Source organism: Aliikangiella litoralis, assembly GCF_052495765.1.
On the sequence record NZ_CP199292.1, the window covers coordinates 4,435,749 to 4,459,739 of the forward strand.

Below are 23,991 nucleotides of genomic sequence, written 5' to 3' on the forward strand. Positions count from 1 at the left end.
ATTTTATATTTTTTTTGCTTTTAAAAATTAAAAAGTTTCAGTTTGATTTATTAAATAGCTACATAAAAAAGCCCTAATAAAAGGGCTTTATCATTTATTTTTTTAAACTTTCTAATTTTTCTCTATGGTTTAACTCGTAAGGTGGAATATCTTTACCCTTATTTTTACCTTTAAGATAAAACTCCATCCAGCGCATTAAACGCATTGAATAATCTAATTGCGCAGCTGACTTTCGGTTACCATGAGGCTCACCCGGATAGAAAACGAGTCTTACAGGCGTATCTGTTCTAGTTTTGATATATCGATAAAGCTCCATAGATTGACTTGGATGAACTCGTGTATCTTTATCTCCATGCATAATTAATATTGGCGTTTTTGCTTTGTCAGTATGATAAATAGGACTTCTTTCTAACATCCACTGCCATTTATCCCAAGGGTAATTTCTTGCATGAACGTTATACATTTCTTTTGGGATATCAGTTGTTCCAAATTTAGATAGCTGATTAGAAATACCAACAAACATAACACTCGCAGCAAAATGCTCGCTCAATGCAGTTGCAGCCCAAGCAGAAGCGTAGCCACCATAAGAACCACCTGTAATACCTACTCGCTTATCATCAACCAAACCTGTTTTTGATAAATGAGTGATCACATCCACTAAGTCGTTAAACTCAGCGCCTGCATAATCAGCTTGTCCCATTTTCGAAAATTCGACACCACGCCCAGTACTGCCACGATAGTTGGGTAGAAAGACAGCAAAACCATTACCAGCAGCATGTTTGATTGGATAAGAATAACGATCTAACCACTCATCACTGACATGACTTTCTGGTCCACCATGCACCATCATAATTAATGGGTAGCGATTACCTTTTTTATAATTGAGTGGATAAACAAGCACGCCTTGCAGTTCAACACCATCACGAGCTTCATAGGTAATTGTTTCTTGTTTGGGCATTTTAATATTTTTTAACCAAGGATTTGAATCAGTGAGCTTCTTGGGTTGCTCTGTAGATAAGTCAAACACTTCTCGTGGGTGTTTATCTGAGCTTCCAACTCCAGCCAGCTTCTTACCCAATTTATCAGATGTTAATGATTTAATAACAACATCACCAGGTGCTATTTTATTTTTAATAGAACCGCTATCCAAATTAACAATAGAAACTTCACTTTGAGTTCCCACATGTCCTAAAAAAGCTAACTCATAATCAGATAACCAGGTGTGTGTTTTAACATGACCTTGATAGTTTTTAACTGGCTCTGATATTTTTCCTGTTTTTACATTACCAATAAACAAACGTCCTGCTGCAGGATCATTTTTATTTTCAGCACCAGTTATTGAAATATATTTACCATCATTAGACCAATGAGCCTGCCCCAGCTTGCCTTCTGTTTTAAACTGTTTAACCCGCTTTCCTTTTAAGTTATAAATATTATATTGAGAAGCAGTATAATCATCATCAACCAATGATGTAGGCGCAGTTCGCATTAATAGTTCATCTTTTGTAGGATGAAATGCAATCGATAAAATATGATCATCAATTGTTATTTGACGATGCTCTTTTTCTAAATCGTTCAAATCAACTTCAAAGGCTAAATTCTTTTTTGAACTTTCTTCATAAACTTTTGCATTGAAACCTTTTTCTTTTAATTTTTCATCTATTTTATCTTTAACTGGTTTTGCTAAATAAACGAGCTTAGTATCATTATAGTTAAGGGAAAAAGCAGACACACTTGATTTGATAGAAACAAGCCTTTCCGACTCACCACCATCAATAGCGATACGATATACTGAAGTAAATTTATCATCATTTCTTTTAGCAAGATAGTAGATATAGTCTCCACTGCGACTCCAAGCAATAGATGAAACATTGACCTTTCCGGTGATAAAACGGCGAGATTTTCCTTTTTTATTTGTTACATGTAATTCTGAATAAGATTTACCCGCTTTTTCTTTGTAGGTTTCTCTAGGTATAATCAGAGTATAAGCAATATGTCGTCCATCTGGTGAAATTGAACTGGCTCCTACCATCTTGGTTTCAACAGTTTGCTTTAATGTCATTATCTCTTTTTTTGCATCTGTCCCAAAAGAGCTAATTAGTAGGACACATAAGGCAAAAACCTTAAATAAGTTTTTATTCATTTTCTTTCTCACTTATTGTTGATATTTTGTACCCTAAAAGTAACTCAACCTCATTTAGGTATACACTTTAAATAGCAATGATGTTTGATTGTTTTATTTTTATACTATAATCGGAATATAACGAATTCACTTTAATTTATCTTAGCTTGACATAAATGTATACACAATATTAGAAATTACTTATAAAACAGCAAGATAGGACTAAGCCATACTGATTTAACAACCACCAAAATTGACATATAATAGTTTATTAAAAGCTTTATAAACGGTTCGAATACGAGCCAAATTTCAAAAAAACCTGTACAATCGGCTTCAATATTTACCTGATGAGAACTGAATGTCAAATTTTAACCCTAAAGAGCTAGAAGACTGCTTTAATAATCCTGCAATAAGTAATACTTTTAACGGCTTGTATGAATGTTTAGGTCTGATAACAGCTGTTGCAACAAGTCCAGAACCAATTCCTCCTGTAGAGTGGATGGAAAAGCTAAAGCAAGAACCAGGCAAATCCCCAGAATTTGAAACTAAAGATCAAGTAAAAGCATTTAGTTCGAACTTAATTGGCTGGTGGAACGACTGTATGACACTTTTTGATCATGGCCAAAAAATTCAACTACCTAAAAAAATATCACTTACAGCAACATCAAAACCCAGCAAAGCACTTAAAGATTTCTGCCGTGGTTACTTAACGGGCAACACTTGGCTTTCACAAGTTTGGCAAAAGCACTTACCCAATGAAGATACTGACGCAACCAGAAGCTTATCTGTGCTCAATGTTATTTTAGCCCGCTTTATAGATGAAAAAGCACTATCAGAAACTGAGCCTGTATTATTTAATCAACTGCCTAACATTGATGAATGCTTTAAGTCATTCCCTGGACTTATATCCGCAGTGGGTATGCTAGGTAAAGATCTTTCAACCCACAGTGAACAAGCCGATGAGCAGCCAGTAACACAATTACCTTCAAAAAATGCTAATCGCAGTGTTGGCCGTAATGATTTGTGTCCATGTGGTAGTGGTAAAAAATTTAAGAAGTGCTGCTTACATTAAATATATTAATCAGGATTCGATAATGAAAAATTATATATTCATAACATACAGCATTGCTATACTGTCATTAATATCATGCCAACAAAATACCTCTCAACCCAAAAACGCTTTAGCTGAAGAATCAACGAACAATATAGATAAAAAAAACATGATTCAATCACCCACTTATAAAGGCACGATTAAACACTTTTCTCACGAAGGCGGCTTTTTCGGAATAGTTACAAATCAAGGAAAAAAACTACTACCTCTTAATTTAGATAAAAAATTTAAACAAGATGGTGCTATTATTGAGTTCTCAGGTCATATCAACGAGGATGTTATGACGATTCAACAGTGGGGTAAACCATTCGAAATAAAAGAAATAATGATAATAAAAAAAGGAAAACTAATCGAAAACCCTGACCTGTAGTTTTGCACAACCAATCTATTCTGTTATAAACAGAGTTAAAAGTTAATAGATCCTGAGTAGTTAACAAAAACTTAGTCTACAATATCGCTTAGTTAATAAAAACAAGTGGGTCTTTAGATGTAGAGTTATTTTTATCCGGTTCTATTATACTTTTCTAATTTATTATATAAGGTCTTGACACTAATACCCAATTTTTCTGCTGTTTCAGATTTATTGCCACCGCATTCTTCTAATGTTTTTTCAATGGCCTTTTGTTCAATCTCTTCTAATGGAATTCCTGCTGGAACTGTTTCACTGCTTTCCGAAGAAGAGAGTTCATCATCTAAAATTAAGTTTTCCGGTAAAATGGTATCTTCTGCTAGAATATAAGCTCTTTCAATTGCATGTTTAAGTTCTCTGACATTACCAGGCCAGTCATAATCTGCAATTTTTTGCAAAGCCTCGACACTTATATCTTTCACAATCTCTTCTTCGTTGTTTCGATAAGCAAGAAAATGTTTAGCTAGTCCAACAATATCATTTTGGCGATCACGCAGTGGCGGTACTCGTATAGGGAAGTGTGCTAATCGAAAATAGAGATCTTCACGAAATAGCTCATTTTTAATTGCTTCAGAAGCCTCTCGATTGGTCGCTGCAATGACTCTGACATTAGCATATTTGATTTCTTCGCTACCGACAGGCCTATATTCATTAGACTCTAAAACACGCAGTAGCTTAACCTGATGCTCAAGTGGCATTTCTGTCACTTCATCCAGAAATAGCGTACCACTTTCTGCTTGTTCAAAGACCCCCATTCTGCCTTTATTGGCACCGGTGAATGCACCTTTAACATGACCAAAGAGTTCGCTTTCTATTAACTCTGGGCTAAGAGCACCACAATTAACAGCCACAAAAGGCTTTTCAGAACGCAGACTCATTAAATGAATGGTATTAGCAACGAGTTCTTTACCGACCCCACTTTCTCCAACAATAAAAACATTAGTTTTGGCATCAGCCGCTTTTCTAATAACACGATATAATCGCCTCATCACAGGAGAAGAACCAACCAATAAACCAAATTGGTCTAGGCTACTCTTTACCATTTCTTCTTTTTCTGAGTATCGTTGTAAACTCTCTTGATATAATTCGTCTATTAAATCATCAACAATACTGAAATCGAGCGGTAACCTTAAATGATATGAAACGCCTCTTAACATGGCATTGTCAATTGCTTCATTAGGCTTGCCATTACTTATAAAAATAACATCGATTTGTTGTAACAAACGGCTTTCTATCAACTTACCGTAATCATCGAAGTTAAAATCGTCAGCTTGCACTATAGCGATATCACAACCTTTACCTTTCTGCAAATCGATCCAACATTGTTCAGCTTGGGTCTGAATAATTTCGTACTGAGAAATTGTTTGATCTTTTAAAAGCTCAGACTTTAAATCCTGCTCGTGTATATGCAGTAACAAACTTGGTTTACTCACGTCAACCGCTCCTATAAACCGATTAATGAGAATACAATCTAATTGATCTATGTAAATTTAACAAGAAACTTTGTAATAACTTCCTATAACCATTTCAACAAATCACTTGTCAACTAGTTTCCAATAATTGCAGCTTACTAATATTAGGGCAAATAGCCTTTATTCCAAGCTTTTTTAAGTTGGCATGCTGATTGTATTAACTTTACTGAGCAAGAACTAAAATTGATATGCTCATATTTTAAATCGGTTTTTACTGATAACGATTAGTACCAAATAAGTACCAACAAAGGAGAAAAATAATGAATATTCGCTTAAAAAAATCTTTACTTCCTGTAATAGTTGCCACTTCATTATCACTCCCAGCTATAGCAGGTGATAAGGTTTCTGATTCGGCGGTTAAAGATGCTTGGTTAGATGGAAAGCTAGATACTGTTGTTTTATTAAACAAACACCTTAACCCATTAAAAATTGAAACAGATGTGACAAATGGTATAGCGGTCATTACAGGAAAAGTTGATACTGAGGTTGAAAAAGATCTCATGACTGAATTAGCCAAAAGTATTGATGGGATTAAAGGTGTAGAAAACCACCTCAACATTTCAAAATCGAATGCAAGAGCTAAAAGTAAACATAAAAATAGTGTTATCAATGATATCACCGATGCTTCTATTACAACGGCAATATCAACTAAATTACTGTTAAACACTGAAATTGACAGTACAGAAATTGATGTAAACACTAATAATAAAATCGTTACTTTAAATGGTAACGTCAAAAGTGAGGCAGAACGCGATTTAGTCTATCAAATCGCAAAAAATACTTTTGAAGTTAGTAAAGTCAAAAACAATTTAAACGTTTCTAACCGTATTGCAGCAAAATAACTTTTGCTTTAGCAACATCAACCCGTTTCGACGGGTTGACTTAATTCAAGCGACCTAAAATAAAGGAGTTCGAGTGAAATGTCACAACACAGTCAACCTCAACGAAGTGATACACACAATAATGCTAATTCGTTGAATCAGATTTACACCATGACAATAGAAAGCTGCGAGTTTTATCACCAAGCAGCCAAACAAGTTTCTTCTCAAACATTACGTAATACATTTAAAAAAATAGAAAAAGATAGGAGAGAGATTATTAACCGTATATATTTTTATATGCTTACGAACAAACATAAACTCAACAAACAAGACATAACTATACAAAGCTCGGTTAATGAAACAACCAGCTGGTACAACGCGGCCAAATCCAGTCTACTTGATTACTCAGAAAAACATTTTTTACAGCAGTTAATTACAACCGAAAAAAAAGCGATTCAATTATACCGCATGACGCTTAAAATAATTTCTCAACCCAATTTAATAAGCGTGTTATCATCCAAAATCGCATCAATTCAAATATCTTATGATAAATTAAAGTTTTTTTTAAACCACACCCGATGATTTTTCTTATTTTAATAGCTCGTTACTATACTAAAATTAAAATCAATTAGCTTAAATCAATTAAATATTGCAGCTTGAGTTAATCAAAACATTAATATCAACTCCCTGTTTCAACGGTTCTAAACGGTCAAGATTTTATGTAAAATAGAAATTGTTCTAATTGATTTTTTCGCCAATTATATCTCAAATAAAAATACTAATTAAAGAGTAAAAATCTATGCTTGTGAATATACTCCCCATGAAGACTCAAGTTAAATTACTTATCCGCATTTGTGATATGAAATAAAATGACAGAATTATTAAATCCACATGCCATAGCCACACTCATCTTAATCATCTTTGCTTTATTTTTATTTGCTCAAGATAAAGTGCGATTAGAAACATCCAGCTTATTCATTTTGATTGCACTAACATTTGGTTTTCAGTTATTTCCATTTATACAAAAAAATGGCTCTACATTTGAGCCAGTAGATTTTTTCCTTGGTTTTGGACACGAAGCACTATTTACCATTTGTGCTTTAATGATACTCGGACGAGGTATCGAAACAAGTGGTGCTCTCAAGCCACTAACCTCTCTATTGGCCAAACATTGGTCAAACCAACCTAAACTCTGTTTATGTTTAACACTACTATTCAGTGCTTTTTTAAGCAGCTTTCTTAACAATACACCGATAGTCGTCATGCTATTACCAGTTTTAATCGGTGTGGCCCAAAGCAGTCAACAAGCACCATCAAAAATTTTACTTCCTATGGGACTAGCCACCTTAATCGGTGGAACTGCGACTACGATAGGAACATCAACAAACTTGTTGGTAGTTTCTATCGCTAATGATCTGGGTAATCATCAGTTTGCAATGTTTGATTTTGCTATACCCGTTATTATTGTCGGAGGAATTGGGCTATTTTATCTACTATTTATAGCTCCAAGCTTATTGCCCAAACGAGAGCTATCGATTGCTCATCAGGACACTCGAATATTTAAAGCAGTACTCACCGTTGATGAAGATAGCCATATCAATCAAAAAAAATTGGCTGAACTATTAAAAGAAACGGATTATAAAATTAAAGTTGATCGCATACTACGAGGAGAAAATCAATTAGTTACACTGCCAACAGTTATGCTAAAAACTGGTGATGGGTTACTCATCAGTGGTACTGCTGAAGAGCTATTAGAATATAGCCGCTTATTTAATGCACAGTTGTACAGTATTAATGACCGAAAAAATCCGATCTCTCGCGATAATCCTTTTGCAGCTGATGATCAAATTTTAGCTGAAATACTTGTTACAGAAAGCTCTTTTTTACATAACCGTACACTCAAACAAACACGCTTTGCAGAAATAAACGAGTTAGTGGTTCTTGCACTTCATCGACTAAATAAACCTGACAACATTAAACGCTCTATTTCAGATATAGCCCTTCATCGTGGAGATATACTACTGGTACAAGGTACCCAAGAGAAACTCCAGCAGTTAAAAGACAGCACCCGTTTATTATTATTGAACAACACTATCAATATCACTTCATCAACAAAAGCTCCTATTGCATTAGCGATTATGTTCATGGTGGTGGTGATCGCAGCCATCCAGCTGCTACCCATTTCAATTAGTGCTCTCGCTGGTATAGGGTTAATGCTGCTAACCAATACAATTAACTGGCGTGAAATCGGTCGCGCGCTCAACCCCTCTGTTATTATGATTGTCGTTGTTAGTTTAGCCTTAGGTAAAGCAATGATCATTACTCAAGCCGACGTTTTTCTAGGTCAGCAATTTGTTGAGTTGACCCAAGGTTTACCAACAATAGCAATTATCGCAGCGTTAATATTTTTAATGGCCTTACTCACTAATATGGTATCAAATACCGCTGCTGCGGTTATTGGTACTCCAGTTGCCATTAATATAGCTCAACAATTAGGCGCAGCACCTGAAGCCTTTATACTCGCGGTATTATTTGGTGTGAATATGAGTTATGCCACTCCTATCGGCTATCAAACCAACTTATTAATTTATAGCGCCGGGGGCTATAAATTCAGTGATTATTTGCGAGCGGGCATACCACTAACACTCATTATGGGGTTGGGTTTTACCGTGGTTTTATCAATCTTTTATCGAATTTAAAAACAATTCAATAAAACAATACGAAAGGAGTGTTTAACGTCACAGCTAGTCAAACAGATCTCCTTTAACGGGCTTGAGACCAAAGTGCTGGTATGCAAGCTTAGTCGCAACCCTCCCCCGTGGAGTTCGATGGATAAAGCCTTGCTGGATTAAAAATGGCTCTAATACGTCATCAATGGTATCTCGTTCTTCACTTATAGCCGCAGCTAAAGAATCTAAACCTACAGGGCCACCATCAAATTTTTCAATAATTGCTAATATCAATTTTCGGTCCATATTGTCGAACCCATGGTTATCAACGTCGAGTAAATTTAATGCTAAATCAGCAATTTCACCAGTAACATTACCATCAGCTTTTACCTCAGCATAATCTCTAACACGCCGTAATAAACGATTAGCAATTCTTGGTGTCCCCCGAGATCTTTTAGCGATTTCTTTAGCCCCCTCATGCTCAACGGGTAAACCAATGATATTAGCCGAACGCTCAACAATTGAAGTTAAATCTTTAATATCATAGAACTCTAGTCGCTGAACAATACCAAAACGATCGCGTAACGGAGAAGTTAATAAACCAGCTCTAGTAGTTGCTCCGACTAAAGTAAAAGGTGGTAAATCCAATTTAATTGAACGAGCAGCAGGCCCTTCACCAATCATAATATCCAGTTGATAATCTTCCATTGCAGGATATAAAATTTCTTCAACCATCGGACTTAACCGATGAATCTCATCAATAAACAAAACATCATTTTCTTCTAAATTAGTTAATAATGCCGCCAGATCACCTGCTTTTTCCAGCACTGGTCCCGATGTATGACGGATATTGACAGACATTTCATTAGCAATAATATTGGCTAAAGTTGTTTTTCCTAAACCCGGAGGACCAAAAATAAGCGTATGATCAAGCGCATCGTTGCGGTTACGTGCAGCTTGAAAAGCAATATCCATCTGTTCACGAACTTTAGGCTGACCAACATAATCAGCGAGTTTTTTAGGACGAATAGCTCGATCGACTTGCTCTTCAGTTCCCTGACTTGAAGCACTGATAATTCTGTCAGTTTCAATCATAATAATTATTCGCTTAATTCATACATGTGATTGTTTGAGTAGTATTTTAACCGGATTTAACACTCATCATCCAGTTCAAATTTTTATTTTGTCGAAATAAGAGTATGTTTGTTAACCATTAATAACCATTTTTCTAGAACCTAGAAACAATAATACTCTTCAATAACCGTTTCTTTTGAATATTTCAGGTTATTATTCAACTTTGCCTTAATAATATTAAGGCCTCCTCATTAACTCTTAAATTTGCCAATTTAATAAAATACTCCCTTCAATTAGTTAGCGGCAGACTTCTAAATGAAGCAAAGACAAAATATGACATATTGATAACAACTAATGATTTAAGTCAAAATTGTGAAAAAGCTATTCGACTATATGCAGTATCTGTTATATATTTAAATTGTACATATTTTTTATATTAGGACTTTTCATGGAAATCATTCTCATCTCAATCGCCATTATTGTTGCCGCTGGTGCAGGCTTTTATTTTGGTAAAAACTTTTCCAATAATGCCCAAGAAAAGAACCGCATTGAATCAGAGCTAAAAGAAAAGCAGCAAGAGCTCGATGCTTTTAGAAATAAAGTAACAAGCCACTTTGAAAAAACGGCCAACCTGTTTAACCAGGTTTCTGATAGTTATCAATCGCTTTATGATCATATTGCAACTAGTTCAAATCAACTCTGTTCAACTCAAACATTCCAATCATTACCGAAAAATAATGAAGAATCAGCATTAGAAAGTCAGCCTTTGCCTGTACATAAAACCAATACTGATTCAACTAACATGTTTGATGCAAACCGTTTGTATAATGCTCACGATTACCGTAATCAGGAGCAAGAAACATCACCAAAAGATAACAATATAGATTCAACGAAAGTGGTTGATATTGAATCAGCCAAAGAAGATAAGTCTCCCCCTGCAGAACCAGCACTAGACTATGCGATAAAAGCTGATGGCGTTATCAACCATAATAGTTTAAACAGTGATAATGTAAAAACTCAATCATAAGTCATTTCTTACCAAAGCCCTTATTGGGCTTTTATTTTTAAAAAATGCCCTTGTAAATGGAATCTTTCTAGTCCAGTAACGTTTTCTTATGCTAGACTCGGTTGCAGATTACGGGATTATTTTATTTAATAACTCCAAAAAATCAGTAGCTTACTCATCCAAATAATCAGAGAACTTATTAAATGAAAAAACTAATAATCCTTATTATTGCCACTGCAATCTTACTTATACCACCTTACTTTATAGGCTCGAAAGTAGAAACCATATTAAGAGATCAAATAAAAAAATCCAATGTTAACCCTTCTTACCAAATTGAAATAACAGACTACCAAAAAGGTTGGTTTAGTTCTTCAGCCAAAATGACTATTGCCCTAAAACTACCTTCCAATATTAGTAATACTCCAGAGCCTGTTCATATAACGGTTAATCAGAACATGCAACATGGTCCATTACTTTGGAAAGTCGATGGTATCGGTATTGGATTGGTCGATGCAATTATCGACTTTGAGTTGCCAAAAGAACTACAAAGCGAACTGGATAAAATAGAGGAACTCAATAAAGATACAATATCAATTACCTCACGTACTAATTTTGACCTATCAACTAAAACTAAACTAGCATTAAAGCCTTTTACTATTAATAAAGAAGGCGCTGTTATTAGTGTCAAAGAAGGAACCGGAAGTTTTGAATATGATATGTCAGGCCGAATTGCAGGTGATTCAACATGGCAAGGAATGTCAGTAAAAGATGGGGCTGAAAAATCTTTTGAGTTTGGCAAGGTTACTTTTGACATTGATCAGCAGCTTGTTATTGGCGAAATGTTTAGTCCTGATGCCATTTATGCAGGCGATTTTAATACTAATATTACATCAATAGCGCTAAATACGAATAACCCAGCCGAGAACTTCAGTTTACAGAATTTAAACTTACTTGCTAAATCAGATGTTAATAAAGAAATTGCCAACATTAAAGTTGTTGTCAATATGAAAACATTAGAATCATTTCAGCAAGAATTTAAAGATCTCGTTTATGATCTTTCTTTTGAAAATTTAGATACTCAAGTATTGAGAAAAATTAATCAAGCACTAGTAGAGTCACAAGAAAATGCTGATCCAATGCAGTCAATGGCTAAAGTTCAAGGCTTATTACCTCAACTAATAGCCAAAAACCCTATCATTAAGATAAACAAACTCGGCGTAATTACTAAAGATGGTGAAATTGATAGTGATTTGGAGCTAGCTTTTGATCAAGAAGTCTACGATCCAAACAACCCAATGTCGATGATGCTTGCTATTGATGCTCAAGCCAAAGGCCATGCGCCAGAAGCCTTTTTCACAGGTTTTGGCTTAAGTCAGCAAATAGAGCAAATGATTCAGCAAAAAATTCTAGTACGCGATAATAATAACCTAACCTTTAACTTCACTTTTAAAAGTGGACAGGCTCTTTTAAATGGCGCACCTATACCTCTTGGTGGATTTTAACCCTAGTAGTTATCCTCTCTAAAACGAATAAAAGCTCTGACTCAATCAGAGCTTTTATTTTATCGGCTTGTGAACCACCTATGATTGTCAAAACAATGATTAAAAAACACTCAACATTGTCAATCACTTTTATTTTCAATAGGTTAAGTCAACATCTTATTTTATTTAAGCCTCTTTTTAAGCCTAAATAACCTCAGCTCTGGATAAGAAAAATCATCAGAGCATCTATTTTTGCGGCTTTCAGCGTTAAGCACCTTTGCAATAGCTCGCTATTACGGCAGTCACTTGCCTTGATATCGACAAAAATAGCCACACTGAGCTCAAGTGAAAACGGCCATTCAATTTAATTGAGTTTTAAGTCATTGAAAATAAAAACAATTCTATTAATTATTTTGAATTTCCTTATCCAGAGCTAAGGTTAAATAGTCTTACACTCAGCTTGCTAACTTACGTTTTAAGAAGCGGTATGCTAGGCAAAATTAGAAATAACTCAAAGTTGGCTTGCAGGATTACTAACGAGTGCATTACCATTAATGCCTTCAAACTATAAAAACTAACCGATCAATAACCTCACTAACTTAAGCATGCAAATTTTGGACACTATAAAATTTTTGAGTAAATCCATTACACTAGGGGTAATTGTTGGTTTTTTTATCTTATTTTTTATGCCCGAAAGCAAAATGTCATTTAACTGGCATTCAGCACAAGCTGCTTGGCAATTTTATCAGGAGCATAAAAAAAGCACTGAAGCAGAAGAAAAAATAGAGCCTTTAACAATTGACAACCTTTCATTTTCTTCAGCTGTGCAAAAAGCCTATCCTTCAGTGATTAGTATTTATGCATACCGACCTAAAGGAATTCGTGATAACTACCAAACTGATGATAATGTAAGAATACTCGATGTTGGGGTTGGATTTGGTTCTGGAATTATTTTAGAAAATGGTTATTTAGTTACCAATTATCATGTTATTGCTAATGCTAAAAATGTCAGCTTTAACTTATCGGATGGCAGACGCCGCTATGCTGATTTAGTCGGGTACGATATAAAAACAGATATTGCAGTCCTTAAAACAGATATTCAGGATCTAAAACCAGCAAAACTAGCCAACTCAAGTGAAGTGCGTGTTGGTGATTTAGTAATGGCGATTGGTAGCCCTTTTGGTTCAAACCAGTCAGTATCGCTCGGAATAATCAGTGCTGTAATGCATGATCCTTATGCAAGAATTCAAACCGATGCGGCAATCAATAATGGGAATTCAGGCGGTCCTTTAATTAATTCAAGTGGCGAAATTATTGGGATTAATCGCTCTTCAGTCAACTCAAAAGGGGGCGGACAAACAGGCGTTAACTACGCAATCCCTATTGATAAAGTCAAACATATTGTTAATGATATTATTTTGTATGGTCGCGCCAGACGCAACTGGCTAGGTATTTCAGCAGCAGAACTGCTAGATGACGACTATAAAAAATACTTCCCCAATATTGAACAAGGTCGCGGTATATTTGTCACTGAAATCGATCCTAGTAGCCCAGCTCATCGCGCAGATATAAAGCCAAAAGATTTACTCATTAGCTATGATAAACAAGAAATTAACGGCGTATCAGAATTTTATAAAATGTTTTATAACACACCAATAGGCAAATCAGTTGAATTTGAGCTTATACGCTTCCATTCCGGCAAAAAAATGAAAATCGTTGTTCAATTAGAAGAAGAAATTAATACCGCTTTAAATTAATCAATGATTGAACAGCCCTTTACATAAAAATAGGGCTATACGCCCTATTATTTTTTATATCGATTGTGAAAAGTTATGCTACTCGGCGAATAGAAGCCTTCATTAATTGTAATTTTTCTTCAATACATTCATAGCCACGATCAATATGATATATCCGATCAACTAACGTATCGCCTTCCGCCACCAACCCGGCTAAAACCAAACTAGCAGAAGCGCGTAAATCCGTTGCCATTACTTGCGCTGCCCTTATTTTATCAACCCCTCGACATATAGCAGAGTTTCCTTGAATGGTAATATCAGCTCCCATTCTCTGCATTTCACTTACATGCATAAAGCGATTCTCAAAAATCGTTTCTGTGATAATTCCAGTTCCTTCAGCAACTACATTCATTGCAGTAAATTGCGCTTGCATATCTGTTGGAAACCCCGGATAAGGCGCTGTTGTAATATTAACCGCTTTAGGTCTTTTTCCTTTCATATCCAGCTCAATCCAGTCTTTACCTGTGGTTATCTCGGCTCCAGCTTCTTCTAGCTTTAAAATAACAGACTCTAAAATATCAGGATTAGTATCCCTTAGCTTAACTCTTCCACCAGTAATGGCAGCAGCAACCAGATAAGTTCCGGTTTCAATTCTATCGGGCAATACCTGATGTTGGCATCCATGTAACTTATCAACCCCTTCGACAGTAATAATATCTGTTCCAGCTCCTTTTATTTTTGCTCCCATAGCGATAAGACAATTAGCTAAATCAACCACTTCAGGCTCACGAGCAGCGTTCTCGATCACACTGGTTCCTTTAGCTAAAGTCGCCGCCATTAAAATGTTTTCTGTTCCCGTTACACTCACTGTATCCATAAAGATTCTTGCACCTTTTAATCCATGTGGTGCACGGGCTCTCACATAGCCATCAATGACATCAATATCGGCTCCCATAGCCCGCATGCCTTTGATATGTAAATCAACTGGGCGAGAACCAATGGCACAACCACCAGGCAATGAAACATCTGCTTGCCCAAAGCGTGCTAATAAAGGCCCTAATACCAAAATTGACGCACGCATTGTTTTAACTAGTTCATAAGGGGCTGCAAATGAGTGAATAGTACTCGTATCAACTTGTACTGTCATTTTCTCATCTAGAGTCATTGAATTCCCAAGAATTCCTAATAGCTCTAAAGTGGTGGTTACATCGTTCAAATGAGGAACATTACCAATTGATGTAGTACCTTCAGCCAACAAAGTGGACATTAAAATAGGTAAGGCCGCATTTTTTGCACCCGATATACGAATACAGCCGTCCAGTCTGTTACCACCGGTGATTTGTAATTTATCCATCAGGACTCCAAAAGTATAAAATTAAAAGCAGATTTAAGCACTAGCTTCTGCTGGGGTCAGCGTTTTTAATGATAAGGCATGCAATTCACCAGAAGATATCTCAGCTTGCACAGTTGCATAAACCAACTGCTGCCTTGCTACAGGCCTTTTGCCTTCAAACGCTTGAGAAACAACTTTGGCTTCAAAATGATACCCATCACCGCTCACTTCAACGGATTCTGTATCTAGCCCAGCTTCAATCATATTTTTAACTTCTAATTCTGTCATTTTACGGCTCAAAAAATGGATTTATTTGAATAACCGCAGATTGTACCTCGAAATTTGTCTAATGTATAAGCAGCCGTTGAAATAAAATTTTGTATGACCAAAAATAAAATATTAATACTTTTCATGTTGATTTACGTATAATGACCCGCTTTTGACGCTGGAGCAGTAATTTCCTGGGCTCTGAATGGTATGATTTCTGTTAGATTTTAATGGATTGAAACAAATTTAAACTTGCTATGATGGCCTTTAAATAACAAGATCAAATCTATAGCGACGTTTTTTTGGAAATTATTAGGTTTATTTCACACAAATGCTACTTTACTTTGCAATGGTTATTTCAGGCATCTCACTTCTGGTTTGGAGTGCAGATCGCTTTACCGATGGTGCAGCAGCAATTGCCAGAAATTTTGGGATTTCTCCACTTATTGTTGGTTTAACAATTGTTGCAATGGGCTCATCGGCTCCTGAAGTGATTGTTTCATTGAATGCAGCACTAAGCGGCACTCCAGGATTGGCAATCGGTAATGCTATTGGTTCTAATATTGCTAACGTTGGTATGGTCTTAGGTATTGCAGCGATAGTTATTCCACTCAAAGTTCGCTCTGAAATGCTAAAACGAGAAATTCCAGTATTATTTGGGGTAATGCTACTCGCTTTTGTCGTTATGGTTGATCAAAAACTTGATTATACTGATGGACTTATTTTACTGATCAGCCTGGCAGCCTATATATCCTGGCTAACTCGTGCCGCGATAAAAAGTCGTAGTAAAGACGATCTTATGTTTGAAGAGCTTATCGAAGAACTTCCTGAACAATTACCCAATTGGAAAGCAATATTGTGGGTCATAGTTGGTCTTATTTTGCTACAACTAAGCTCAAAGCTATTGGTTACAGGTGCTACAGCAATAGCCCATCAATTTGGCGTTAGTGACTTTCTCATTGGAGTCACGATTGTAGCGGTTGGAACAAGTTTACCGGAGCTAGCCGCCTCAATTACTGGCGTACTTAAAGGCGAACATGAATTAGCGATAGGTAATGTTATTGGTTCTAACATTTTCAATTTACTGGCTGTATTAGGCGTTCCTTCACTCATAACAACAATCAACGTTCCTTCTGAAATATTGATGATTGATTATGCTTTTATGTTTGGACTCATTGTTGCTGTTTGCGCAATGGCCTGGGGAAGAAATGGACAACCCGGAAAAATCAACCGACTTGAAGGCAGTATATTACTTATATTATTTATTGGATATCAAGCTTACCAATTTTTAAGTGCTTCGCATGGCTAAAAAAGAGTAAAAAACGGACTCTTTTAGCGATATAATCTTACTCATATACTAATAGTCATAAAGCTAGTTTAAATACTCGCTATTTATCAATATGTTATGGCTAAGCGAATTCAGGTTTAATATGTCAGATTTAAAACAGTTCATTGAACATGGCCAAAAAGTTATTGAAATTGAATACCAAGCTGTTTCTGAGTTAAAAAACAAAATTGATATCAATTTTGCACAAGCTTGTGACTTATTATTAAATTGCCAAGGCCGAATTGTTGTTATTGGAATGGGGAAATCAGGGCATATTGGCAATAAAATAGCAGCAACACTAGCCAGTACAGGTAGCCCAGCTTTTTTCGTCCACCCTGGCGAGGCAAGCCACGGCGATTTAGGAATGATAACCCCAAAAGATGTTGTATTAGCACTATCTAATTCTGGTGAAACCAGCGAAGTTATCAGCCTTCTACCAGTAATAAAAAGAATCAACGTTCCACTTATTAGTATGACCGGCAGAAATGATTCAACATTAGCTAAATTTGCTAATGTCAACTTAGATACTTCTGTTGAAAAAGAAGCTTGCCCTATGAATTTAGCACCAACGGCTTCGACTACTGTCTCATTAGTCATGGGAGATGCCTTAGCTGTGGCATTATTAGAGGCCAGAGGCTTTACAGAAAATGACTTTGCATTATCGCACCCAGGTGGAAGCCTTGGACGCAAATTACTCTTAAAAGTCAGTGACATTATGCACAAAGCCCCTAACATTCCTATCGTATCTCAAGAAACTTCAATCAATCATGCCCTACTTGAAATAACCGAGAAACGCCTTGGTATGACTTGTGTGGCAGATAAAAATGGTAAGTTATGTGGGATCTTTACCGACGGCGACCTGCGAAGAACTTTAGCGGAAGAAATCGATTTCAAAAACACCCCTATCAGTAAAGTCATGACTCAAGGTGGAAAAACAATAGGTGCCGACAAACTTGCAGCTGAAGCACTACAAATAATGCAACAAAATGCCATTAACGCGCTCATTATAACTGACCAACAGCAACACCCTATTGGCGCTTTAAATATGCACGATTTATTAATTGCAGGTGTGGTCTGATATGACAAAAAACTATTCAAAAGAAATATTGGAAAAAGCCAAACAAATTAAGCTTGTTATTTGCGATGTGGATGGTGTGCTTAGTGATGGAAAAGTTTATTTCTCTAACCAAGAAGATGAGTTTAAAAATTTTAATATTAAAGATGGGTTAGGCATAAAACTTCTGCAACGCTCAGGTATTCAAGTTGCAATAATTACCGGACGCCAGTCAGCAATAGTTGCTCGTAGAGCCAAAGAGTTAGGTATCGATATTGTTTACCAAGGCCATACAGACAAACGTTCAGCTTTCAATGAAATCACTCAGCAACTGACTTTAAAGCCATCACAAGTAGCTCATATTGGAGACGATTTACCAGATTTACCTCTAATGCAATTATCCGGTTTAGGCATTTGTGTTGCGGATGGATATCATTTTGTGCAACAGCATGCTGATTGGGTAACATCTTTAAAAGGTGGCGAAGGAGCCGTTAGAGAATTGGCAGACTTAATTCTTTACGCACAAAAAAAATTAGATGCAATTTGTAGCACATACTTGCAATGATAAAAAAAATAAAACGCCTTACCATACCTATTTGTCTAACTTTGTTGTTGGCATTTATCTACTGGCAACCACAAGATAACCCCGCATCAATAAAAGAGCTTAATACTCCTCCTTCAGACTACTACTTTCAAAATGTTGAGCTTAAACAGTTTTCAGAAAAAGGAGAATTATTAAGCCAGGTTAATGCAAAGAAAATGGAACACTTTTTAACTACAAACTCGTCTATTATAACCTCACCTAAAGTTACCTTTACCAGTGAGAAAAAGGCTACCTGGCAATTACTTTCAAACCGAGGTGAATATTCTCACGACGCCAATCAATTAGTGTTAGATGGAGATATTGTAATTTCCGAAACTTTTAATTCAAACAACACACTCATTCAAACACAAAGTTTATCACTTAATTTAAATAATAAATCAGCATTCACCGATGAAAAAGTACAAATAAAAACTAACCGAAGTTTAACTCATGCAACAGGAATGCAAGCAGACTTTCATAAAGATTTGATTCACCTGAAAGCACAGGTAAGTACCGAGGTTTTACCCAATGACTCTTAACAAAAAGCGCTTACTAATCGCTTTAATACTAACAATACCGGTAGCAGGCCTAGTATCAGCTGAAAACAAAAGCTGGAAGATCAATAGCGACAGCTCAACAATGGATATTACAAGCCGCAAAGCAACATACATCGGACGTGCAAAAATAAGGAAAGATAATATAACAATTAATGGTGAAAAAATAACCGCACAAAAAACCGCCGAAGGCGAGTTCAAATTTTTTGATATTATCGGTCAACCAGCTAGTTTCCACCAACAAATTAATAATACGAGTTTGGTAAATAAATTATCAGCAAATAAAATTAATTACCAATTGAAAAAAAAACTGATATTTGCAAAAGAACATATCCGTTTAAAAAAAGTAGAACAAGCCTATGTTATCGATATTGTTGGCGATGAATTATACCTAAACCAATTATCAGGTTACCATTTAACCGTTTCTGGTAAACCGCTAACTTTACATATTAATCAAACAGATCAACCACCTGTTAAAGTTGAAGCAGACAAACTGGATTACAATGAAAAAACTGAAATAGTGGAATTAACAGGCAATGTATTTTTGTCACGGCAACAAGAAACAATTAAAGCAGCAAAGCTTATTTATAATATCAAAACTGGAATTTTAAACATGCCCAAAACTTCCAACGAACAAATAGAAATTATTCAATCAAAGACGAATAAAAAATGAGCAAGTTAGTCGCAAAACATTTAGCCAAAATCTACTCAAAACGAAAAGTAGTATCCGATGTTTCTTTAACGGTAGAAACCGGTCAAATTGTTGGCTTGTTGGGCCCTAATGGCGCCGGAAAAACAACTTCCTTTTATATGATTGTTGGTTTAGTTCAAGCTGATGGCGGGCATATTTTTTTGGATGACCTCAACATTACAAACCATGCCATGCATCAAAGGGCTAATTTGGGGATTGGCTACTTACCTCAAGAAGCTTCTGTTTTTAGAAAGCTTACTGTTGAACAAAACATTATGTCTATTTTAGAGCTGAATTCGTCACTATCGAAACAACAACGCCAACAAAAAATGATAGCATTGCTCGAAGAATTTCAAATTACTCATATTCAAAAAAGCCTTGGAATGGCTTTATCTGGCGGAGAAAGACGTCGAGTAGAAATAGCCAGAGCATTAGCTAACGAGCCACGCTTTATTCTCTTGGATGAACCATTCGCTGGTGTTGATCCTATTTCTGTTGGCGAAATAAAAAATATTATCCAACAACTGAGAGATAGAGGTTTGGGAGTGCTCATAACTGATCATAATGTCAGAGAAACCCTTGACGTTTGTGAGAAAGCCTATATTGTCGAATCCGGTAAGCTCTTAGCTCAAGGCTCACCGGAAGAAATATTGTCGAATCAGCAAGTTAAAGCCGTTTATTTAGGTGAAAACTTCAAACTTTAGCTAAGCATAAAAATTTTAACCTGCTAATGATTGAATTTTAATCGATTAAGAATAAAATTTAAAATTATATGATTTACTACTTGAATCTCAGTCTAAACAGCATCATATTAATCCTATAATAGATATACTTAATAAACTCTTTTTTCGCTATTAAGTTTAAATAGCGCTATAGTTAAAATATAAGAGGCCATCAAAAATAGTCTCTGGAAAATAATATTAATGAAACAATCGCTACAACTTAAAATTGGTCAATCCCTTACTATGACGCCTCAATTGCAGCAGGCAATAAAATTGCTGCAATTATCAAATCTTGACTTACAAAGCGAAATTCAACAAACACTTGATTCAAATCCATTATTAGATGCCGAGCAAAATGATGAAGTCGCTCAAGCAGACAACCTAGAAAATGCTGAATCTACCCCTAACGAATCAAAACAAGAAAGAGTGGAAGAGACAGATACTCGTGATAAGCTCACCGACGAAAAATTATCTGAAGAAATGGTCACTGATTCACAGTGGGAAGACTGGGGGTATGTATCACAGGGCCCTTCATCAACAACGCATAATGATGATGCCAATAATTTTGAATATCAGGGCGAAACTAGCGAATCTCTCCGGGATCAATTGCAATGGCAAATAGACATGATGAATTTGTCAGATATCGACAAAACAATCGCAACAATATTGATTGATGCGATTGATGAACGAGGTTATATGCAGGCAAACCTTGACGATGTGGTCACGATGTTTGAAGATGAATTTGATGACCCTGAAACGAGCGTAGAACTTGAAGAAGTTGAAGCCGTTCTTCATTTGCTACAAAGCTTTGAACCTGCTGGTATTGCCACTAGAAACCTACAAGAATGTTTATTAGTACAGCTTAATCGATTGAACACAAAATCACCTGCACTACAATTAGCCAAATCCGTAATTAAAGAACAGTTTGATCATCTTTCAAGTCGAAATTATCGTCAAATTGTACGAGCAATGGGCATTAATGAAGCTCAACTTAAAGATGCCGTGGAACTCATTCAATCACTAGATCCACGCCCAGGCAACCAAATAAACCAAAACACCGCCCAATATATCACTCCAGATGTATTTGTCACCAAAGACAGTAACGGAGTATGGGCTGTGGAACTTAATGGGGGCAGCACACCTAAATTAAAAATTAACGCTGACTATGCCTCTCTCATTAAACGTGCAGATAATAGCCCTGACAATGTTTACCTTAAGAATAATTTGCAAGAAGCAAAATGGTTCATCAAGAGCTTACAAAGCCGTAACGAAACGCTGCTTAAAGTTGCCTCATGTATTGTTTCCAAACAAGTTGGTTTTTTAGAATATGGCGAAGAAGCGATGAAACCACTGGTTTTAAACGATATTGCAGAAGAAGTGGAAATGCATGAGTCAACAATATCTCGCGTAACAACTCAAAAATATATGCGTACACCTCGGGGTATATTTGAACTGAAATATTTTTTCTCTAGTCATGTTGGTACAACTTCTGGCGGAGAATGTTCATCAACCGCAATACGGGCAGTATTGAAAAAACTAATTAGTGCAGAAAACCAAGCCAAACCGCTTAGCGATAGTAAGCTGGCTAACCTATTGAAAGATCAAGGAATTAAAGTTGCTCGAAGAACCGTAGCCAAATACCGCGAAGCAATGTCAATTCCTCCTTCAAATGAGAGGAAAAAATTGATCTAAAGCATTAAGAACTTTATCGTATGTTAGTAATCTTAACATACGATATATCTTAATATTTCCATCAACAAAAGAAGGAATACTACTATGCAAATAAACTTAACAGGCCATCACTTAGACATTACTGACTCTTTAAAAAACTATGTTCATGAAAAATTTGAAAAAATAGAGCGTCATTTCGACCATATCAATAATGTTCATGTGATACTGCAAGTAGAAAAACTCCGCCAAATTGCAGAAGCAAAATTAAACGTGAATGGTGGTGAAATATTCGCCAATAGTGAATCAGAAGACATGTATGCCGCAATTGATACTTTAGTTGATAAACTAGATAGGCAAGTAATCAAACATAAAGAAAAATTGATTCGTCACTAATCACCTTAGTAACCTATAATTTAATGAAAATTTACTAAAAAAGTTAGGGCTGATTGTGATACAGTTAACACTCAGCTCTACTTGATATTAAAACTAAGTCGTCCAATGAAAATTAGTCAATTACTTTCCTCCGATGCGACCTTTTGTAGCCTGAAGTTATCTAGCAAGAAAAAAATTCTTGAAAAAGTCAGTGAAATACTAGCAGAATCAATCGACTGTCCAGCGGAAGATATCTTTGATAGCCTTTTTGCAAGAGAAAAATTGGGCTCTACAGCACTTGGTCACGGCATTGCAATTCCTCATGGACGAGTAAAAGCCTGCACTAAAGCAACTGCAGTCTTCATTTTACTCGATGAACCAGTCGATTATGACGCCCCAGATAACCAACCTGTTGATATTGTATTCGCCATAATGGTTCCTGAACAAGCAGATAACGAACAACTCAAAAGCCTCGCTGAAATAGCCAAAATACTATCTGATCCGACCTTTGTTTCTCAAATTCGCCACGCACACTGTAGTGACGCACTTCTTGAAATTTTAACGAAAGCGTCAGAAACTATTCACTAAAATAAGTTATTATGTTTATATTAAGCTAACACTTAGATTGCTACGCCTTAAAAAGGAAAAATACTAAATGAAGCGGATCATGGTCAGTGGTCGTTCTGGTTCTGGTAAAACAGTTGCTTTAAGAGCATTGGAAGATCAGGGGTTTTATTGCGTTGATAATATTCCAATAAAACTGATCCCCGCCTTATTAGACCAAATTGACGAACACTACCCAGGCCTTGCTATTGGTGTTGATGCGAGAAATATATCGCACACTGTAGAAGAATTTGATCGCTTAATTGAACAAATTGATAAATCAGAACATACATTCAATGTTATTTTTATCGATGCTAACGATGCAACTCTTCTCAAAAGGTTTAGTGAAACCAGACGTCGACATCCAATGACTTCAGAAGGCTTGTCTCTATCAGAAGCGATCCAACAAGAAAAAGTTAGGTTAGAGCCAGTAACCCGATATGCTCAGCTAGTTATTGATACAACCTCTAAATCGCCACACGAGTTATGCGAAGTCATTGTCAAAAGAGTATTAGGCGAAAACTCATCACATCTCAGTCTACTTTTCGAATCTTTTGGTTTTAAAAATGGTGCTCCTAACGATGCTGACTTTGTATTTGATGCCCGTTGTCTTCCTAACCCTTATTGGGATGAGTCTCTTAGGCCATATACAGGTAAGGACAATCAAATTATAAAGTTTTTAGAGGCCCAGCCCACAGCACAAGAATTTTACTGGCAGCTTAAAATATTCTTGCAAACCTGGATACCGCGATTTGAACAAGATAACCGAAACTATCTCACTGTCGCCATAGGCTGCACCGGAGGACAACACCGCTCTGTGTATATAGCAGAAAGACTGGCAACTAACTTCAAATCCCTCTATCCTAATACTCAGATACGCCATAGAGAGATGAAATAAACCAAAGGGAGAAGC

Annotated in this window: 23 protein-coding genes; 18 read left to right on the forward strand and 5 right to left on the reverse strand. The window is 36.1% G+C overall.

The annotated features are described in order from the left end of the window. Positions 1 to 94: 94 nt before the first annotated feature. Positions 95 to 2,143 carry a prolyl oligopeptidase family serine peptidase gene (locus ACT5E3_RS18490; protein ID WP_444995029.1) on the reverse strand — a complete coding sequence of 683 codons (2,049 nt, stop codon included), beginning with the start codon at positions 2,141 to 2,143 and terminating at the stop codon, positions 95 to 97. Between the two features lie 337 nt (positions 2,144 to 2,480). On the opposite strand from ACT5E3_RS18490, the gene ACT5E3_RS18495 reads away from it, so the two are divergent. Together ACT5E3_RS18495 and ACT5E3_RS18500 are read left to right on the forward strand one after the other, a co-directional pair. Continuing rightward, positions 2,481 to 3,194: a UPF0149 family protein gene (locus ACT5E3_RS18495; RefSeq protein ID WP_444995030.1), complete on the forward strand. Its 714-nt coding sequence runs from the start codon at positions 2,481 to 2,483 to the stop codon at positions 3,192 to 3,194. A 22-nt stretch (positions 3,195 to 3,216) separates the two neighbouring features. Beyond that, positions 3,217 to 3,603: a hypothetical protein gene (locus tag ACT5E3_RS18500; RefSeq protein ID WP_444995031.1), complete on the forward strand. Its 387-nt coding sequence runs from the start codon at positions 3,217 to 3,219 to the stop codon at positions 3,601 to 3,603. A 131-nt stretch (positions 3,604 to 3,734) separates the two neighbouring features. On the opposite strand, the gene ACT5E3_RS18505 is transcribed toward ACT5E3_RS18500, so the two are convergent. After that, the gene (locus ACT5E3_RS18505) at positions 3,735 to 5,075 is read right to left on the reverse strand and encodes a sigma-54 interaction domain-containing protein (RefSeq protein ID WP_444995032.1); all 1,341 of its coding nucleotides are present in this window, start codon (positions 5,073 to 5,075) and stop codon (positions 3,735 to 3,737) included. A 299-nt stretch (positions 5,076 to 5,374) separates the two neighbouring features. On the opposite strand from ACT5E3_RS18505, the gene ACT5E3_RS18510 reads away from it, so the two are divergent. From ACT5E3_RS18510 to ACT5E3_RS18520, 3 genes are all read left to right on the forward strand, one after another. Beyond that, complete coding sequence (locus ACT5E3_RS18510; protein WP_444995033.1) at positions 5,375 to 5,956, forward strand: BON domain-containing protein; 582 nt, start codon at positions 5,375 to 5,377, stop codon at positions 5,954 to 5,956. Positions 5,957 to 6,034: 78 nt separating this feature from the next. After that, the gene (locus ACT5E3_RS18515) at positions 6,035 to 6,517 is read left to right on the forward strand and encodes a DUF2383 domain-containing protein (protein WP_444995034.1); all 483 of its coding nucleotides are present in this window, start codon (positions 6,035 to 6,037) and stop codon (positions 6,515 to 6,517) included. A 287-nt stretch (positions 6,518 to 6,804) separates the two neighbouring features. Next, entirely contained in the window at positions 6,805 to 8,634 is a 1,830-nt protein-coding gene (locus ACT5E3_RS18520) for an SLC13 family permease (RefSeq protein WP_444995035.1), read from the forward strand. Between the two features lie 45 nt (positions 8,635 to 8,679). Here ACT5E3_RS18520 and ruvB read toward each other — a convergent pair whose 3' ends face one another. Further along, positions 8,680 to 9,699, reverse strand: a complete 1,020-nt coding sequence (gene ruvB / locus ACT5E3_RS18525) for a Holliday junction branch migration DNA helicase RuvB (RefSeq protein WP_444995036.1) — start codon at positions 9,697 to 9,699, stop codon at positions 8,680 to 8,682. Positions 9,700 to 10,126: 427 nt separating this feature from the next. Between ruvB and ACT5E3_RS18530 the strand changes: the two genes are divergently transcribed. The 3 genes from ACT5E3_RS18530 to ACT5E3_RS18540 all read left to right on the forward strand — a co-directional run bounded on the left by ACT5E3_RS18530 (position 10,127) and on the right by ACT5E3_RS18540 (position 13,922). Beyond that, positions 10,127 to 10,705 carry a YhcB family protein gene (locus ACT5E3_RS18530; RefSeq protein ID WP_444995037.1) on the forward strand — a complete coding sequence of 193 codons (579 nt, stop codon included), beginning with the start codon at positions 10,127 to 10,129 and terminating at the stop codon, positions 10,703 to 10,705. A 182-nt stretch (positions 10,706 to 10,887) separates the two neighbouring features. Beyond that, positions 10,888 to 12,186, forward strand: a complete 1,299-nt coding sequence (locus ACT5E3_RS18535; RefSeq protein WP_444995038.1) for a YdgA family protein — start codon at positions 10,888 to 10,890, stop codon at positions 12,184 to 12,186. A gap of 611 nt (positions 12,187 to 12,797) precedes the next feature. Next, on the forward strand, positions 12,798 to 13,922 hold the full coding sequence (locus ACT5E3_RS18540; protein WP_444995039.1) for a S1C family serine protease: 1,125 nt from the start codon (positions 12,798 to 12,800) through the stop codon (positions 13,920 to 13,922). A gap of 73 nt (positions 13,923 to 13,995) precedes the next feature. Here ACT5E3_RS18540 and murA read toward each other — a convergent pair whose 3' ends face one another. Together murA and ACT5E3_RS18550 are read right to left on the reverse strand one after the other, a co-directional pair. Next, positions 13,996 to 15,255 (reverse strand): UDP-N-acetylglucosamine 1-carboxyvinyltransferase, encoded by a 1,260-nt coding sequence (gene murA, locus ACT5E3_RS18545; protein WP_444995040.1) that lies wholly within the window; start codon positions 15,253 to 15,255, stop codon positions 13,996 to 13,998. Between the two features lie 33 nt (positions 15,256 to 15,288). After that, a complete protein-coding gene (locus tag ACT5E3_RS18550) occupies positions 15,289 to 15,522 on the reverse strand; it encodes a BolA family protein (protein ID WP_444995041.1) in 234 nt (77 codons plus the stop codon). A 310-nt stretch (positions 15,523 to 15,832) separates the two neighbouring features. Between ACT5E3_RS18550 and ACT5E3_RS18555 the strand changes: the two genes are divergently transcribed. From ACT5E3_RS18555 to rapZ, 10 genes are all read left to right on the forward strand, one after another. Further along, complete coding sequence (locus ACT5E3_RS18555; RefSeq protein WP_444995042.1) at positions 15,833 to 16,810, forward strand: calcium/sodium antiporter; 978 nt, start codon at positions 15,833 to 15,835, stop codon at positions 16,808 to 16,810. 121 nt (positions 16,811 to 16,931) lie between these two features. Next, the gene (locus ACT5E3_RS18560) at positions 16,932 to 17,906 is read left to right on the forward strand and encodes a KpsF/GutQ family sugar-phosphate isomerase (RefSeq protein WP_444995043.1); all 975 of its coding nucleotides are present in this window, start codon (positions 16,932 to 16,934) and stop codon (positions 17,904 to 17,906) included. Between the two features lies 1 nt (position 17,907). After that, a complete protein-coding gene (gene kdsC / locus ACT5E3_RS18565) occupies positions 17,908 to 18,447 on the forward strand; it encodes a 3-deoxy-manno-octulosonate-8-phosphatase KdsC (RefSeq protein ID WP_444995044.1) in 540 nt (179 codons plus the stop codon). Continuing rightward, complete coding sequence (gene lptC / locus ACT5E3_RS18570) at positions 18,444 to 19,004, forward strand: LPS export ABC transporter periplasmic protein LptC (RefSeq protein ID WP_444995045.1); 561 nt, start codon at positions 18,444 to 18,446, stop codon at positions 19,002 to 19,004. Before kdsC ends, lptC begins: the two co-directional genes overlap by 4 nt. Then, complete coding sequence (locus tag ACT5E3_RS18575) at positions 18,994 to 19,692, forward strand: LptA/OstA family protein (protein ID WP_444995046.1); 699 nt, start codon at positions 18,994 to 18,996, stop codon at positions 19,690 to 19,692. Before lptC ends, ACT5E3_RS18575 begins: the two co-directional genes overlap by 11 nt. Further along, positions 19,689 to 20,414, forward strand: coding sequence for an LPS export ABC transporter ATP-binding protein (lptB, locus tag ACT5E3_RS18580; protein ID WP_444995047.1), 726 nt, complete (start codon positions 19,689 to 19,691; stop codon positions 20,412 to 20,414). Before ACT5E3_RS18575 ends, lptB begins: the two co-directional genes overlap by 4 nt. Positions 20,415 to 20,633: 219 nt before the next feature. Continuing rightward, entirely contained in the window at positions 20,634 to 22,124 is a 1,491-nt protein-coding gene (locus ACT5E3_RS18585; protein WP_444995048.1) for an RNA polymerase factor sigma-54, read from the forward strand. 84 nt (positions 22,125 to 22,208) lie between these two features. After that, a complete protein-coding gene (gene hpf / locus ACT5E3_RS18590; protein WP_444995049.1) occupies positions 22,209 to 22,496 on the forward strand; it encodes a ribosome hibernation promoting factor in 288 nt (95 codons plus the stop codon). 81 nt (positions 22,497 to 22,577) lie between these two features. Continuing rightward, the gene (locus ACT5E3_RS18595; RefSeq protein WP_444995050.1) at positions 22,578 to 23,063 is read left to right on the forward strand and encodes a PTS sugar transporter subunit IIA; all 486 of its coding nucleotides are present in this window, start codon (positions 22,578 to 22,580) and stop codon (positions 23,061 to 23,063) included. 67 nt (positions 23,064 to 23,130) lie between these two features. Then, a complete protein-coding gene (gene rapZ / locus ACT5E3_RS18600; protein WP_444995051.1) occupies positions 23,131 to 23,976 on the forward strand; it encodes an RNase adapter RapZ in 846 nt (281 codons plus the stop codon). Positions 23,977 to 23,991 lie beyond the last annotated feature (15 nt).

Coding starts and splice junctions, on each gene's coding strand:
- ACT5E3_RS18490 (WP_444995029.1), bottom strand. CDS start 2,143: ATGAATAAAAACTTATTTAAGGTTTTTGCCTTATGTGTCCTACTAATT.
- ACT5E3_RS18495 (WP_444995030.1), top strand. CDS start 2,481: ATGTCAAATTTTAACCCTAAAGAGCTAGAAGACTGCTTTAATAATCCT.
- ACT5E3_RS18500 (WP_444995031.1), top strand. CDS start 3,217: ATGAAAAATTATATATTCATAACATACAGCATTGCTATACTGTCATTA.
- ACT5E3_RS18510 (WP_444995033.1), top strand. CDS start 5,375: ATGAATATTCGCTTAAAAAAATCTTTACTTCCTGTAATAGTTGCCACT.
- ACT5E3_RS18515 (WP_444995034.1), top strand. CDS start 6,035: ATGTCACAACACAGTCAACCTCAACGAAGTGATACACACAATAATGCT.
- ACT5E3_RS18520 (WP_444995035.1), top strand. CDS start 6,805: ATGACAGAATTATTAAATCCACATGCCATAGCCACACTCATCTTAATC.
- ruvB (WP_444995036.1), bottom strand. CDS start 9,699: ATGATTGAAACTGACAGAATTATCAGTGCTTCAAGTCAGGGAACTGAA.
- ACT5E3_RS18530 (WP_444995037.1), top strand. CDS start 10,127: ATGGAAATCATTCTCATCTCAATCGCCATTATTGTTGCCGCTGGTGCA.
- ACT5E3_RS18535 (WP_444995038.1), top strand. CDS start 10,888: ATGAAAAAACTAATAATCCTTATTATTGCCACTGCAATCTTACTTATA.
- murA (WP_444995040.1), bottom strand. CDS start 15,255: ATGGATAAATTACAAATCACCGGTGGTAACAGACTGGACGGCTGTATT.
- ACT5E3_RS18550 (WP_444995041.1), bottom strand. CDS start 15,522: ATGACAGAATTAGAAGTTAAAAATATGATTGAAGCTGGGCTAGATACA.
- ACT5E3_RS18555 (WP_444995042.1), top strand. CDS start 15,833: ATGCTACTTTACTTTGCAATGGTTATTTCAGGCATCTCACTTCTGGTT.
- ACT5E3_RS18560 (WP_444995043.1), top strand. CDS start 16,932: ATGTCAGATTTAAAACAGTTCATTGAACATGGCCAAAAAGTTATTGAA.
- kdsC (WP_444995044.1), top strand. CDS start 17,908: ATGACAAAAAACTATTCAAAAGAAATATTGGAAAAAGCCAAACAAATT.
- lptC (WP_444995045.1), top strand. CDS start 18,444: ATGATAAAAAAAATAAAACGCCTTACCATACCTATTTGTCTAACTTTG.
- ACT5E3_RS18575 (WP_444995046.1), top strand. CDS start 18,994: ATGACTCTTAACAAAAAGCGCTTACTAATCGCTTTAATACTAACAATA.
- lptB (WP_444995047.1), top strand. CDS start 19,689: ATGAGCAAGTTAGTCGCAAAACATTTAGCCAAAATCTACTCAAAACGA.
- ACT5E3_RS18585 (WP_444995048.1), top strand. CDS start 20,634: ATGAAACAATCGCTACAACTTAAAATTGGTCAATCCCTTACTATGACG.
- hpf (WP_444995049.1), top strand. CDS start 22,209: ATGCAAATAAACTTAACAGGCCATCACTTAGACATTACTGACTCTTTA.
- rapZ (WP_444995051.1), top strand. CDS start 23,131: ATGAAGCGGATCATGGTCAGTGGTCGTTCTGGTTCTGGTAAAACAGTT.